A 13031-nucleotide genomic window follows, 5' to 3' on the forward strand; every position below is an offset into this window, starting at 1 on the left:
GAGTTCGGATTAAGAGGAGGACTGGGCTTCGGCAAGCTCAGCCCGAACGGTGTTGGTCGCAAGCGAAGGGCGTGCTAACCGCGCGTCGCTATGACCGAATATAAGTCCGATCTCCTTCGCCTGCTTTCCGAGCGCGGTTACATCCATCAGGTTACGGATGCGGAGGGCCTCGATGCGCTCGCCGCGAAGCAGATCATTCCGGCCTATATCGGCTTTGACCCAACCGCGCCCTCGCTCCACGTCGGCAGCCTTGTGCAGATCATGATGTTGCGGCGGCTTCAGCAGGCCGGGCACAAACCGATCGTGCTGATGGGCGGCGGCACGGGCAAGATTGGCGATCCGAGCTTCAAGGACGAAGCCCGCAAGCTGATGACGGATGAGGTGATCGCGGGCAACGTCGCGTCGATCAAGCGCGTGTTCGAGAATTTCCTGACCTTCGGCGATGGGCCGACGGACGCGGTGATGGCCGACAATGCCGAGTGGCTCGACAAGCTCGAATATATCCCGTTCCTGCGCGACATCGGCCAGCATTTCTCGGTCAATCGGATGCTGAGCTTCGACAGCGTGAAGCTGCGGCTCGACCGGGAGCAATCGCTCTCCTTCCTCGAATTCAATTACATGATCCTTCAGGCTTACGATTTTCTGGAGCTGTCGCGACGGGCGGAATGCCGGCTGCAGATGGGCGGATCGGACCAGTGGGGAAATATCGTCAACGGCGTGGAGCTTTCCCGCCGGGTGGACGGAACGCATGTGTTCGGGCTTACGACGCCGCTCATCACGACGGCGGACGGCGGCAAGATGGGCAAGACGATGGCGGGCGCGGTGTGGCTCAATGCCGACCAGCTTAGTGCGTACGATTACTGGCAATTCTGGCGGAATACGCAGGATGCCGATGTCGGTCGCTTCCTGAAATTGTTTACCGATCTGCCGCTGGACGAAATCGCGCGGCTTGAGGCGCTGCAGGGCAGCGAGATCAACGAGGCCAAGAAGGTGCTGGCCGATGCGGCCACGGCGATGTGCCATGGCGAAGATGCCGCTCAGGAAGCGGCAGAGACCGCGCGCAAGACCTTTGAGGAAGGCGCTGCGGGTGAAGCGTTGCCGACCTTTGCCGTGCCTTCGGGCGAGATCGGAATTCTCGACGCGATGGTGGCTTTGGGCCTGTGCGCGTCCAAGGGCGAAGCCAAGCGCCTGATCGCGGGCGGCGGCGCAAAGGTAGATGGCGATAAGGTCGACAGCGAGACAGCCGTAGTCGCTGTGAATGGGCCGGTCCGTATTTCCGCCGGTAAGAAGAAGCATGGAATTTTAATACGATAACTATTCCGATCGTTATCGGCGGCAGTCCGGCACTCAATTGGGCCGGCCGGTCAACTCTTCCGGCTTAATTCCCGCATTGCATTGTCCAGCCCGTCGAGCGTCAGCGGGAACATGCGCCCGCGCATCAACTCGCGGATCATGCCGATCGAGTGGGAATAACCCCAATGCTGCTCGCCAAGCGGGTTGAGCCACACGGCGGCAGGATAGGTGGTCGTGAGCCGCTGCATCCAGGCGGCGCCCGCTTCCTCATTATAATGTTCCACCGATCCGCCGGCATGGCTGATTTCATAGGGGCTCATTGACGCGTCGCCGACAAAGACGAGTTTATAGTCATGCCCGTATTTGTGGAGCACGTCCCAAGTCGGCGTCCGCTCGGTGAAGCGGCGGGCATTGTCCTTCCACACGCCTTCATAGACGCAATTGTGGAAGTAGAAGAATTCGAGGTTCTTGAACTCAGCAGTCGCTGCGGAGAATAGCTCCTCGCACACGCGGACATGCGGGTCCATCGATCCGCCAATGTCGAGGAAGAGGAGCAGTTTCACCGCATTGTGCCGTTCGGGTCGCATGCGGATGTCGAGCCAGCCCTTGCGAGCCGTCCCGTCGATTGTGCCGTCAATATCTAGTTCGTCTGCCGCGCCTTCACGGGCGAAGCGGCGGAGGCGGCGGAGCGCAACCTTGATGTTGCGGGTGCCGAGTTCCTTCGAACTGTCGAGGTTGCGGAATTCGCGCTTGTCCCACACCTTCAGCGCGCGCCCGTGCCGCCCTTCGCCACCAATCCGTACGCCTTCGGGATTATAGCCGCCATGGCCGAAAGGGGAGGTGCCGCCGGTGCCGATCCATTTCGACCCACCCTGATGCCGCTCCTTCTGCTCCTCGAGCCGCTTCTTCAGCGTCTCCATAATCTCTTCCCAGGAACCAAGAGACTTGATCTCCGCCATCTGCTCCGGGGTGAGGTAAAGTTCGGCGATCTTCCTCAGCCATTCTTCGGGGATCGGCGCTTCTTCCGTTCCGTAGGTCGTTTCCAGGCCCTTGAAGACCTTGCCGAACACCTGATCGAAGCGGTCGATCAGGCTCTCATCCTTCACGAAAGTGGCGCGGGCGAGATAATAGAAATCCTCCGGCCGCGTGGCGATCACCTCGGCATCCAGCGCCTCGAGCAGGGTCAGATGCTCCTTCAGGGAAGCAGGGATCCCGGCCGCGCGCAGTTCATCGACGAAGGAGAAAAACATAGGCAGATATTAGACCAGGGTGGTCGCCGTTTCCACGGTTAACGCCCTTTCAACTTTTCCCTTCTAACCGAGCCAGTTGAGATTGAAAAAGGGGTGTGCCGTGGCAACTTCCGCCGTGGAGCAGTTGGATAGCAGCGCAATCAACGACGTCGCGCGCAGTTGCGGGTCGCTGGCAATCGAATGCAGTGATGTGTCGGGCTATGTGTCTGTCGTGTCCGGCCGCATCGCCGAAAACCTTCAAACGCTCGATAAATTGGAAGAGATTACGAAACGTCTGCTCCTCGATCAGGCGCGCGTGTCGGAATCCACGGATGAAGCGAAGCTCCTATCCGAACGCGCCCGCGAAAAACTCGAAAATGGCCGCGCGGCCATTGCCGACACGATCGGCATTTTCAGCGGCCTTGCCGACCTCGTCGTCCAGCTTGGCGACCGTATGGCGGGTTTCGCTGCCGCGATGGAGCAGGTGCAGAACGTCTCGTCGAGCATTGAGGCGATTGCCAACAAGACGAACATGCTGGCCCTCAACGCAACGATCGAAGCGGCACGGGCAGGGGAGGCGGGCCGCTCCTTCGCCGTCGTCGCCGCCGAAGTGAAGAAGCTCGCCCACGACACGCGCGCCGCGACGAGCGAAATCGGCTCGACCATCGCTTCCCTGACCCGCGAGGCGACGCTTGTGACCTCGGAGATCAAGACCGGCGTCGACCGCAGCCGTATCGCCCAGGGCGGTTTCGTCACAATCAACGAAACGATCCGGGACGTCGCCGACCTCGTCGCCATGGTCGATCACCAGACAGACGGCATCGCGCAGTCGACCAGCGCCATCCAGCGAAGCTTCGACCGTGTAAAGGGCGGCCTGGCGACGTTCGCGACCGATGCGCGCGCCAATGGTGGTCAGCTTATCCAGGCTCAAGACCGCATCGCGAAGCTCGAGCAATTGTCCAGTTTGATGCTCGACAAGCTCGCCAGTTGCGGCGTGCGGATTGATGACACCGCCTTTATCGAGCTTGCGCAGGTTTATTGCGCGGAGATCGCCACAGTGATCGAAGACGGTATCGACCGCGGCGAAATCACTTTGGAGGACGTGTTCGACAGGGATTATCGCCCCATGGCCGGCACCAACCCGGAACAGTTCGAAACCCGTTTCAGCGCCTTTGCTGATCGCTACATCCGGCCGATGCTCGATCAGATCAAGGATTTGGATTCACGTTATGTTGGTCCGATCATCGGCGATGTGAACGGCTATCTGCCCACCCACCGCACGGAACGCTCACAGCCCCAGCGCATGGATATCGAATGGAACCAGGAATATTGCCGCAATCGCCGGATAATGATGGACGACGCGACGAGCCGGGCGGTGGCGAGCGAAGCTCCCGCCATGCTCGCGGCCTACAGCGTTCAATTCAGCGAGGGCAATTATATCGCGGTGAAGAACGTCTTCGTCCCGCTTCGTATCAAGGGACGGCGTTGGGGCAATTTCGAGCTTGCCTATCGCGATGAGGGACTCGGCGAGGCTTAGGGTCCGTACTCAATCAGGGAGCGGGTTGTGACGGGTTGGCATTTGTTGTCTGGCGAGGAGCGAGGAGGGAGCGATGCTTGATGCATCGTGACCGACGAGCGACGCTGCCAGGCGGCAAAGGACGGCCCGCCGCTTCGCGGTCGTCTGGAGATCGCTTTTGGATGCGTCGAGCGCCTCGATCGGGCCGTCGAGGCCCGCCCTTCGGCTCTCTCCTGCCCAAAAGCGCTCTCCAGACGATCCCAACCCACTCCCTAACTGAGTACGGACCCTAGCCGCCTATGATCGCCGCGACAGAAAGGCCAGCCTCTCGAACAGCATGATGTCCGCCTCGTTCTTGAGGAGAGCGCCGTGGAGAGGCGGGATAGCCTTGGCCGGATCGCGCGATTGAAGCACGTCGAGCGGCATGTCTTCATGTAATAGCAGCTTCAACCAGTCGATCAGCTCGCTCGTCGACGGCTTCTTCTTCAGGCCCGGGACATCGCGGACCTCGTAAAAGATATCCATGGCTTTCGCGACCAGCATTTGCTGGATGCCGGGAAAGTGTACGTCGATGATCGCCCGCATCGTCTCGCGGTCGGGAAATTTGATATAGTGGAAGAAGCAGCGTCGCAGGAAGGCGTCCGGCAGCTCCTTTTCATTGTTCGATGTGATGACGACGATTGGCCGTTCCTTCGCCTTCACCGTCTCGCCGGTCTCGTAAACATGGAATTCCATGCGATCGAGTTCCTGGAGCAGGTCGTTCGGAAATTCGATATCGGCTTTGTCGACTTCGTCGATCAACAGGACGGGAAGCGTGTCGGAGGTAAAGGCCTCCCACAACTTCCCCTTGCGGATGTAATTGGCAATGTCGTGGACGCGCGGATCGCCGAGTTGGCCATCGCGCAGCCGCCCAACCGCATCATATTCGTAAAGGCCCTGATGCGCCTTGGTCGTCGACTTCACATGCCATTCGATGAGTGGCGCGCCGGTCGCCCGGGCGATCTCGTGGGCCAGCACCGTCTTGCCCGTACCAGGCTCGCCCTTGACCAAGAGAGGGCGGCGCAAGGCGACGGCCGCGTTAACCGCAACTTTCAAATCCTCGGTCGCGACATAATCGCTGGTGCCCTCGAAGCGCATCTATCCCTCTCGTGCAAACGTAAGGCGGGATAGGGGAGGGCAATCGCCTGCGCAACCGCGCAGCAGAAGGTTAAAGCGCGGCGCGGGCCATCTGCCGGGCTTCGAGGACGCCCCACAGGCCGTGATGCTGCAATACAATCTGCTCGGCGCCGAACAGCATGGCGCGCTCCACAGCGGGGCTTGCCGAAGTCGCGGTGGCAACCTCGGCAATGGCATTTTCGTCCGTGAAGCGGTTGGGCGGCGGCGCGATGCCAAAATGTAATGCGGCGAGATCGAGCACATGGCGGATGTGGAACCAGTCGAGCGCCAGCGCCAGCGCCGCGCCAAGTCCGCACCCGCGCCGTTCGGATTGGGCGAGCATGGTCATCGCCCGCTGTTGTCCGATGGCCATTGCATCGCTTGCGCCGGCGCCGGGCGTTGCGGGCAGGGCCCCGACGGTCACGACCAGCTTGGCGAGCAACGACCGCTCGGCGGTAAAAGCCCGCGATGCTGCCGAAAACCATGCTGTCGCTACCGGATCGACGCTCCGTTCCGCCGCATGCTCGATGATGCTCGGATAGCGGGCGTGAAGCGTGCAGAGAAAATGAACGGCGTCGGTCAGGTTCGTTCCCGCATCGGGCCCGCCGGATAAAGCTGCACTCCGCACATAGGGATGCGCTGCGCTTCCACGCTCCATCACATGTGCGAACAGCAGGCTGGCGCCTCGGGAGCCGTCCACATGATCAACTTGCGCCAGTCCCATCCGTGTCTCCATTTTGCGCCCCCGCGTGCCACGCCTTAATGACATTGAGTAAACGCCGGGTTTACGGTGTGTCCCGCAAAGGGACTGCCGGCTTTTTCAAGTTTCTCAGCGATTTGCGCGATATGCTTTTATTCAATGGCCGGAATGAATTGTGCGTAAGGGGCCAACCTTTCAAAGACAGAACAGCCGCCGTTCAGGATTGACAGTGCACAAGGCGCGCCGCTTCATGCACGTCCATCTCTGGGGAGGGGAAAAATGGTGATACGTTATCTTGCAGCTTGCGGCCTTGCGACCGCAGTGATCGCTCCGGCCGTGGCAGCGCCTGCTGCCAAACCGGTTATCCGCAATGTCGAAAGCTACCTGGAAGGCATTTGTGCGCCGGTCGAGGTTCTGAAGGCCGGAAAGCCGGTCACGGGTTGTTACTTTTTCGACCGTGATCCCAAAACTGTCCCTGGCCCCCGGCAGGAAAAGTCCGGAGGTCTCGTCCATGAGGCAAAGACCATCAAGTTTTTGAGACTTTCGATCGACTATCAAGAGCAGCGGGCCTCTTTCTTGTACAAGCTGACAGACGAACACGAGCTGGAACAGCGCGCCGAGGGCAGGATTGAAGCGGATCCTGCCGGCGGTCTGATCGTCAAGATCGATAATAGCAGGGGCAAGACCGGAATTGTGCATTTGTCCTTCGATGGCCAAAAGGCTTTCATTCGCGGACTTGCTGAAATCGACTATTCTGTTGAGGCTTGGGCCGAACCTATGGATTTCGTCATGAGCCGCGACCCACGCGACTTCGAACTCGATTTCTCGTTGAAAACGAGGGACTGAGCGCGCTCGCCGCCTGGCGGGATGCGATCATCCCGCCAGGGCATAACCGGTCAGGCCGCAAGGCGCTCCGGTGCGTGCTCAAGCCTATGCGCTCCGGCGGGCTCTTGTTGAGCATCATCGCGACGATGATCGGCTTTACGGACCCGCGGCGTGGCCGGGAAAATCAACCGTGACAGGAGGACGACGACGCCCGCTCCAAAATAAGCGAGCAGCGTTTGAACGGGAAAGAAAAACAGTGCCGGGATCATGGCCACACGGAAAATATCCGGGCTCACCCCAAGGTCTTCTCCCAATCCCTGACAGATACCAAGGAAGGTGTCGTCGCGGGTGAAAAGGTTCTGTTTGGCAATGTTCATTATCGGCTCCTTTGAACAGCGTGTTTGCATGCTGTTCAGCAGGAGCCGTGCCAGATCATGAAAATGGTGGTTTTCCGCTGATTAATCGAGAATTGCGTAACGCGTCGATACCGATGTAGGAAAATTCGCTACTAAGTGTTGGGAATTTTTCCTACGATGACGCTGGACCTTGTCGCCGATAGCGCTCAGATTTTTTAATCTCTCTACGCCTTGGCGTGCGCGGCATCCTCGGCAAGGAGCTGCCGCGAGCGAATAATCAAATCGACCCAGTCGGAAAAGGCGGTGGTGAGGGAGAGGATCAGTCCTTTCAGGGCACCTTCCTTGATGCATCCGTCGGCATCGAAGCTGTCGTCGGATACCCGGCCGAGATAGGCTTCAGGCTGCTGCATCACTGGCATATTCAAGAACACGCACACCTGGCGAAGCTGATGATTGGCACCGAACCCGCCGATTGCGCCGGGCGATGCGGTGATGATCGCGGCGGGTTTTTTGTCCCACACGCTCTGGCCATAAGGGCGCGAGCCGACGTCGATCGCGTTTTTGAGAGCCCCTGGGATTCCGCGATTATATTCAGGTGTGCAGAAAAGAATACCCTCCGCCGCCGCAATTTCTTCCCGGAAGCGGGCATAAGGCGGAGGGGAGTCCGTATCAAAATCCTGATTGTAGAGCGGCAGATCGCCGATCCCCACAATGTCGCAATCAAGCTTGTCCGATGCAAAGGCACAAATCGAGCGTGCGACCTTCAGATTGATACTGTCTTTGCGAAGGCTGCCGACGACGATCGCGATCTTGTGCCTGGCCATAGCTGGTCTCCTGCTGCGGGCGCAGGTGAGAAATGGCTGTAAGGGCAGAAGGTTGCGGCAGTGCCTACGTCATTGCGAGCGTAGCGAAGCAATCCATGCGAGGATCGAGCCTCTGGATTGCTTCGTCGTTACGCTTTTCGCAATGACGAGCCGGGTTATTGGTCGAGGAACGACCGCATTTTCCGGCTCCGGCTCGGATGCTTCAGCTTCCGCAAAGCCTTCGCTTCAATCTGGCGAATACGTTCGCGGGTCACGCTGAACTGTTGGCCGACTTCCTCAAGCGTGTGATCCGTGTTCATGCCGATGCCGAAACGCATGCGGAGCACGCGCTCTTCACGCGGCGTAAGGGACGCCAGCACACGAGTGACGGTTTCCTTAAGATTCGCCTGGATCGCGGCGTCGACCGGGATCACCGCATTCTTGTCCTCGATGAAATCGCCCAAGTGGCTATCTTCCTCGTCGCCGATCGGCGTTTCGAGGGAGATCGGCTCCTTGGCGATCTTCATCACCTTGCGGACCTTCTCGAGCGGCATGGACAGGCGTTCGGCAAGATCTTCCGGCGTCGCTTCGCGGCCGAATTCGTGGAGGAACTGGCGGCCAGTGCGGACCAGCTTGTTGATCGTCTCGATCATATGGACCGGAATACGGATCGTACGGGCCTGATCAGCGATCGAGCGGGTGATCGCCTGCCGGATCCACCAGGTCGCATAGGTGCTGAACTTGTAGCCGCGACGATACTCGAACTTATCGACCGCCTTCATAAGGCCGATATTGCCTTCCTGAATCAAGTCCAGGAACTGAAGGCCGCGGTTCGTATATTTCTTCGCGATGGAGATGACGAGGCGAAGGTTCGCCTCCACCATTTCCTTCTTCGCGATCCGCGCTTCGCGCTCGGCCTTCTGAACCTGGTTCACGATGCGGCGGAATTCGCCAAGGCTCATGCCGGTGGCTTGCGCGATCTCGCTGATCTCGCTGCGAATGCGCTCGATGCCGTCACGTTCCTCGGTGCAGAAAGCCGTCCACTTCTTGTCGAGATTGCAGACGCGTTCCGTCCAATTCTCGTCAAGCTCATGGCCCATATAATTGTCGAGGAAGGCTTTGCGCGGCACCTTGTGGCGCTCGGCCAGGCGCAGCATCTGGCCGCCAAGCGTGGTCAGGCGCCGGTTGTAGCTGTAGAGCTGATCGACGAGATATTCGATCTTCTGCTGGTGGAACTGAACGCTTTCGACTTCGGCGGTCAGTTCTTCGGAAAGCTTCTGATACTTGTTCTCGTCGGACTTCGGGAATTCCTGGCCGTTGCCCATGGCTTCCATGCGCGCGGTCTGGAGCTTCGAGAATTTCTTGAAGAGCGCGGTAATGCTGGCGAACTTCTCCAGCGCCTGCGGCTTGAGCAATTCCTCCATCGCGGCGAGGGAGAGGGCATTGTCCTCCTCATCCTCTTCGGCCGGGCGCGGCGCACGGCGCTCGGTCAGACCATCCTCATCCTCGTCAGTCGAAGCTTCTTCCTCAGGCTCCTCTTCCTCCTTGAAGGAGGGGCCCGCAGTCTTTTCGGAGATTTCGTCCTCGCCTTCGCCCGATTCTTCGTTGGCAACCTGCTCGGCGGTCGGACCCTTGGACAGCATCGCGTCGAGATCCAGAATCTCGCGCAGCTGCATCGTGCCTTCGTTAAGCGCGGTCGACCATTCGATGATGGCATTGAAGGTGATCGGGCTTTCGCAAAGCCCCCAGATCATTGTGTCGCGGCCGGCCTCGATACGCTTGGCGATCGCGATCTCGCCCTCGCGGCTGAGCAGCTCCACCGCCCCCATCTCGCGAAGGTACATGCGGACGGGATCGTCGGTGCGATCGACCGTCTCCTTCTTCTTTTCGATGACGAAGCGTTCGCCTTCGCCTTCGCCCTCGTTGCTTTCCTCGCCGACTTCCTCGGGACCGCTATCGGCTTCTTCACCTTCTTCGTCACTATCGTCATTCTCGACGATATTCACGCCCATGTCGTTGAGCGCGGACATGATATCCTCGATCTGCTCGGACGACATCTGATCCTGCGGCAGGGCGTCGTTGAGTTCGTCATAAGTGATGACGCCGCGCTTTTTGGCGCGGGCGATCAGCTTCTTGATCGACGCCTCATTGAGGTCGATGAGCGGAGCATCGCCATTTTCGTTCTTGTCCGCTTCGACCGTGTTCGTCTTCGCCATTCGCACGCCTATTCCAAATTTAAATCAGGCATCGCCCGCCGCGTTTTCCATCAACGCCGCAAGCCGCCCATTTACCTCGTCCCGCGCCGTTCGAAGCCGTTGCTGCTCCATAAACGCCGCTTCATCGCCATCCTCTTCCAGCCGCGCCGTCGCCGCTGCCAAAGCAGCATCGAGGGCAGGGCGCGCCGCCAACGTCTCGATCACCAAAACCAGCTCGCGGCAGGCGCGTTCCGGGTCGGCGTCACGACGTGTAAAGGAAAAGCCCAATCCTTGTGTCAGGCGCAATTGCTCCACGACAGCAGCAACGCCTTTGTCCGCCAATATGGTATTTAGGCGGTCGGGATCAAGTTCGCCGTGCGACAGCGCGCAATCGATCAGCACATCGCGCAGCCGCAACGGTTGGCCAGACGGGAAGGGGAGGGCGGCAATCGTCTCGGCATGAGACGACAGAATAGCCGGAAAACGCATCAAGCCTGCGAGAATCGCGCGGCTCTCGTGCGGCGCCAATCCCGTCGCGCTCACCGCCTTCGCCTGCTGCGAGGCGGGGCGAGGAGGGGCATAACGCCCCTGGAAAACACTGCGCCCCACAGGCCGGTTCGGCGTCCATTCCCGGCGTGGCGGCCGGGTAAGGGCATAGAAACGGTCCATGAGCGCGCTGCGATACTGATCGCGCACATCCGGGTCGGCGATGGTCGCGACATGATCGAGCAGGCGGCGCTTCAAACCAGCCTTCTGTTCCGGCGTATCGAGCGGCTCGGCGGCGCTCTCATGTCGCCAGAGACGATCGACGAGGCTTTCGGGTGCGCCGAGCAGGTCTTCCAAGGCGCTACGCCCTTTGGCGCGGAGAAGATCGTCGGGATCCTGACCTGTGGGCAACGTGACGAAACCAAGCGACCGCCCCGGCCCGACGTGCGGCAATGCCCGGAGCGCCGCGCGCACAGCCGCTTTCTGCCCCGCTGCATCGCCATCGAAGCAGAGGAGGGGAGTGGCGGCGAGCCGCCACAACCGCTCCAATTGCCCTTCGGTGAGCGCTGTGCCGAGCGGGGCCACGCCTTCGCCGATTCCTGTCTGATCAAGGGCGATCACGTCCATATAGCCTTCGACGACCACCACCCGTTTGGCATCGCGGCTGGCGGGCGAGGCGCGGTCGAGATTGTAGAGCGTCCGCCCCTTGTCGAAGAGAGGCGTTTCGGGGGAATTGAGATATTTGGGCTCGCCATCGCCAAGGATGCGGCCGCCAAAGGCGATGACCCGCCCGCGCTGATCGCGGATCGGGATCATCAGGCGCCCCCGGAAACGGTCGTAAGGTTCCTTGCCGCTCTCTTCAGGCTGGATCAGCAGGCCGCACTCGACCAGCTTCTCGACTCCGAATTCCTTGAGCGCCGTCTTGAGCTTCGTCCGCGAGTCCGGCGCGAACCCGAAATTGAAGCGCGCACGCGTCACGTCCGTGATGCCGCGCCGCTTCAGATAATCCCGCGCCGCCGCGCCTTCCAGGCCCGCCAGTTGCTCTTCAAGCCAGCGCGAAGCCGCCGTCATGACGTCGTAAAGCCCTGCCGCCTTGTCGGCCTTCTCCCGCGCCCGTGGATCGGCGGCAGGCACTTCCAAGCCCGCTTTGTCGGCCAGCTCCTTCACCGCATCCATGAAGGGAAGTCCCTGCGCATCGGTGAGGAAACGGATCGCGTCGCCATGCGCGCCGCAGCCGAAGCAATGGTAGAAGCCCTTCTCGTCATTCACCGTAAAGGACGGGGTTTTTTCCTTGTGAAACGGACAGCAGGCCTTCCACTCGCGGCCTGCGCGGGTGAGTTTCACCTGCTTCCCAATGACCGAGGAGATGAGGGTGCGGCCGCGCAGTTCGTCCAGAAATTGGGGGGAAAGGCTCAAGACGACCCCCCGACATCGGAAGTGCGCCCCTCGACTTCGCTCGGGACGAACGAGCTCAGGTGTTCGGTTGGGCTGTTATCCTCGCGCAACGCTCCACTCTCGTTCGTCCCGAGCGAAGTCGAGGGGCGCTCGTGAGGCGGTCGTGCAAAATGGCCGACTTTCTCCCAATCCCCTGTCACCAATGCTTCCTTCTTGGCTCGCGACCAATTCTTCACCCGCCGCTCGAATGCGAGCGCCTCTTCCCGACTAGGTGCGATGTCGCACCAGACCAGTTCGACTGGTAGCCTCCGCGTCCAATCGGCGGCCAAGCCTTCCCCATGCTCGGCCAAGCGCTTCTCAAGATTGTCCGTGTGGCCCGTATAGAACGACCCGTCCCAGCATCTGAGCAGATAGACCCAGAATTGCACGGTCATCGTGCCAGCGCCCCTCGACTTCGCCTGTCCTGAGCCCTGTCGAAGGGCTCGGGACGAACGAAGCCGCCATGCCGCATTTAAGAAAGCCGCCCCTTCACCAGCCCGCTCGCCTTGCTCATGTCGATGCTCGCAGCATGGCGTTCCTTCAGCACCGCCATTACCTTGCCCATGTCCTTGACCGAGCCCGCACCCACTTCCGCGATGATCGCGTCGATCGCCGCATTGGCCTCATCTTCGCTCATCTGTGCAGGCAGGAAGCCCTCGATGATCGCGACCTCGGCTTTTTCCTGGTCGGCCAGTTCCTGGCGACCGCCTTGCTCGTACATGGTGATCGATTCGCGGCGCTGCTTGATCATCTTTTGCAGCACTTCTGTAACCAAAACGTCGTCATCCGGCGCGTTGGCGGCGGTGCGCAGTTCGATGTCGCGGTTCTTGATCGCCGACTGGATGAGGCGGATGGTGGCCGTCCGTTCCTTGTCTCCGCCCTTCATGGCGGTGACGAGCGCGGCTTTGAGGTCGTCGCGAATCATGATCTCTCGTTCTTGCTTTCAGCGGAAAGGACGCACGATAGCCCGCATAAATCCTGTTTAATAGATTGACGCTGCGCCCCCCTGTCTCTAGCGGACGAGCCTTAGCGACATCGC

Annotated in this window: 12 protein-coding genes; 3 read left to right on the plus strand and 9 right to left on the minus strand. The window is 60.3% G+C overall.

All coding sequences use genetic code 11. The features are described from left to right. The first annotated feature begins 90 nt into the window (after positions 1 to 90). Positions 91 to 1314, plus strand: a complete 1224-nt coding sequence (gene tyrS, locus C7I56_RS04250; RefSeq protein WP_106639254.1) for a tyrosine--tRNA ligase — start codon at positions 91 to 93, stop codon at positions 1312 to 1314. Positions 1315 to 1364: 50 nt separating this feature from the next. On the opposite strand, the gene C7I56_RS04255 is transcribed toward tyrS, so the two are convergent. Further along, the gene (locus C7I56_RS04255) at positions 1365 to 2543 is read right to left on the minus strand and encodes a vWA domain-containing protein (protein ID WP_106639255.1); all 1179 of its coding nucleotides are present in this window, start codon (positions 2541 to 2543) and stop codon (positions 1365 to 1367) included. A gap of 100 nt (positions 2544 to 2643) precedes the next feature. Between C7I56_RS04255 and C7I56_RS04260 the strand changes: the two genes are divergently transcribed. Next, positions 2644 to 4059, plus strand: a complete 1416-nt coding sequence (locus tag C7I56_RS04260) for a methyl-accepting chemotaxis protein (protein ID WP_158702991.1) — start codon at positions 2644 to 2646, stop codon at positions 4057 to 4059. Positions 4060 to 4335: 276 nt separating this feature from the next. On the opposite strand, the gene C7I56_RS04265 is transcribed toward C7I56_RS04260, so the two are convergent. Both C7I56_RS04265 and C7I56_RS04270 read right to left on the minus strand, forming a co-directional pair. Further along, complete coding sequence (locus tag C7I56_RS04265; RefSeq protein WP_106639257.1) at positions 4336 to 5175, minus strand: AAA family ATPase; 840 nt, start codon at positions 5173 to 5175, stop codon at positions 4336 to 4338. 70 nt (positions 5176 to 5245) lie between these two features. Further along, positions 5246 to 5917 carry a DUF6975 family protein gene (locus C7I56_RS04270; protein ID WP_106639635.1) on the minus strand — a complete coding sequence of 224 codons (672 nt, stop codon included), beginning with the start codon at positions 5915 to 5917 and terminating at the stop codon, positions 5246 to 5248. Between the two features lie 255 nt (positions 5918 to 6172). Between C7I56_RS04270 and C7I56_RS04275 the strand changes: the two genes are divergently transcribed. Continuing rightward, complete coding sequence (locus tag C7I56_RS04275; protein WP_106639258.1) at positions 6173 to 6739, plus strand: hypothetical protein; 567 nt, start codon at positions 6173 to 6175, stop codon at positions 6737 to 6739. Positions 6740 to 6789: 50 nt separating this feature from the next. Here C7I56_RS04275 and C7I56_RS04280 read toward each other — a convergent pair whose 3' ends face one another. From C7I56_RS04280 to C7I56_RS04305, 6 genes are all read right to left on the minus strand, one after another. Then, positions 6790 to 7095 carry a PspC domain-containing protein gene (locus C7I56_RS04280; RefSeq protein WP_158702992.1) on the minus strand — a complete coding sequence of 102 codons (306 nt, stop codon included), beginning with the start codon at positions 7093 to 7095 and terminating at the stop codon, positions 6790 to 6792. A gap of 203 nt (positions 7096 to 7298) precedes the next feature. Next, on the minus strand, positions 7299 to 7898 hold the full coding sequence (locus tag C7I56_RS04285) for an NADPH-dependent FMN reductase (protein WP_106639260.1): 600 nt from the start codon (positions 7896 to 7898) through the stop codon (positions 7299 to 7301). Positions 7899 to 8053: 155 nt separating this feature from the next. After that, positions 8054 to 10093 carry an RNA polymerase sigma factor RpoD gene (rpoD, locus tag C7I56_RS04290; RefSeq protein ID WP_106639261.1) on the minus strand — a complete coding sequence of 680 codons (2040 nt, stop codon included), beginning with the start codon at positions 10091 to 10093 and terminating at the stop codon, positions 8054 to 8056. A 24-nt stretch (positions 10094 to 10117) separates the two neighbouring features. After that, a complete protein-coding gene (gene dnaG / locus C7I56_RS04295) occupies positions 10118 to 11974 on the minus strand; it encodes a DNA primase (protein WP_106639262.1) in 1857 nt (618 codons plus the stop codon). Beyond that, the gene (locus tag C7I56_RS04300; protein ID WP_106639263.1) at positions 11971 to 12387 is read right to left on the minus strand and encodes a GIY-YIG nuclease family protein; all 417 of its coding nucleotides are present in this window, start codon (positions 12385 to 12387) and stop codon (positions 11971 to 11973) included. The genes dnaG and C7I56_RS04300 overlap by 4 nt, the downstream gene beginning before the upstream one ends. A gap of 77 nt (positions 12388 to 12464) precedes the next feature. Next, positions 12465 to 12917: a GatB/YqeY domain-containing protein gene (locus C7I56_RS04305; RefSeq protein WP_106639264.1), complete on the minus strand. Its 453-nt coding sequence runs from the start codon at positions 12915 to 12917 to the stop codon at positions 12465 to 12467. Positions 12918 to 13031: the final 114 nt, after the last annotated feature.

This window comes from Allosphingosinicella vermicomposti, assembly GCF_003012815.1.
Lineage (GTDB): Bacteria > Pseudomonadota > Alphaproteobacteria > Sphingomonadales > Sphingomonadaceae > Allosphingosinicella > Allosphingosinicella vermicomposti.

What these genes read in the sequence shown, in the direction of transcription:
- C7I56_RS04280 (WP_158702992.1), bottom strand. Translation starts at nt 7,095, where the DNA reads ATGAACATTGCCAAACAGAACCTTTTCACCCGCGACGACACCTTCCTT.
- rpoD (WP_106639261.1), bottom strand. Translation starts at nt 10,093, where the DNA reads ATGGCGAAGACGAACACGGTCGAAGCGGACAAGAACGAAAATGGCGAT.
- tyrS (WP_106639254.1), top strand. Translation starts at nt 91, where the DNA reads ATGACCGAATATAAGTCCGATCTCCTTCGCCTGCTTTCCGAGCGCGGT.
- C7I56_RS04285 (WP_106639260.1), bottom strand. Translation starts at nt 7,898, where the DNA reads ATGGCCAGGCACAAGATCGCGATCGTCGTCGGCAGCCTTCGCAAAGAC.
- C7I56_RS04300 (WP_106639263.1), bottom strand. Translation starts at nt 12,387, where the DNA reads ATGACCGTGCAATTCTGGGTCTATCTGCTCAGATGCTGGGACGGGTCG.
- C7I56_RS04270 (WP_106639635.1), bottom strand. Translation starts at nt 5,917, where the DNA reads ATGGGACTGGCGCAAGTTGATCATGTGGACGGCTCCCGAGGCGCCAGC.
- C7I56_RS04255 (WP_106639255.1), bottom strand. Translation starts at nt 2,543, where the DNA reads ATGTTTTTCTCCTTCGTCGATGAACTGCGCGCGGCCGGGATCCCTGCT.
- C7I56_RS04275 (WP_106639258.1), top strand. Translation starts at nt 6,173, where the DNA reads ATGGTGATACGTTATCTTGCAGCTTGCGGCCTTGCGACCGCAGTGATC.
- C7I56_RS04265 (WP_106639257.1), bottom strand. Translation starts at nt 5,175, where the DNA reads ATGCGCTTCGAGGGCACCAGCGATTATGTCGCGACCGAGGATTTGAAA.
- C7I56_RS04305 (WP_106639264.1), bottom strand. Translation starts at nt 12,917, where the DNA reads ATGATTCGCGACGACCTCAAAGCCGCGCTCGTCACCGCCATGAAGGGC.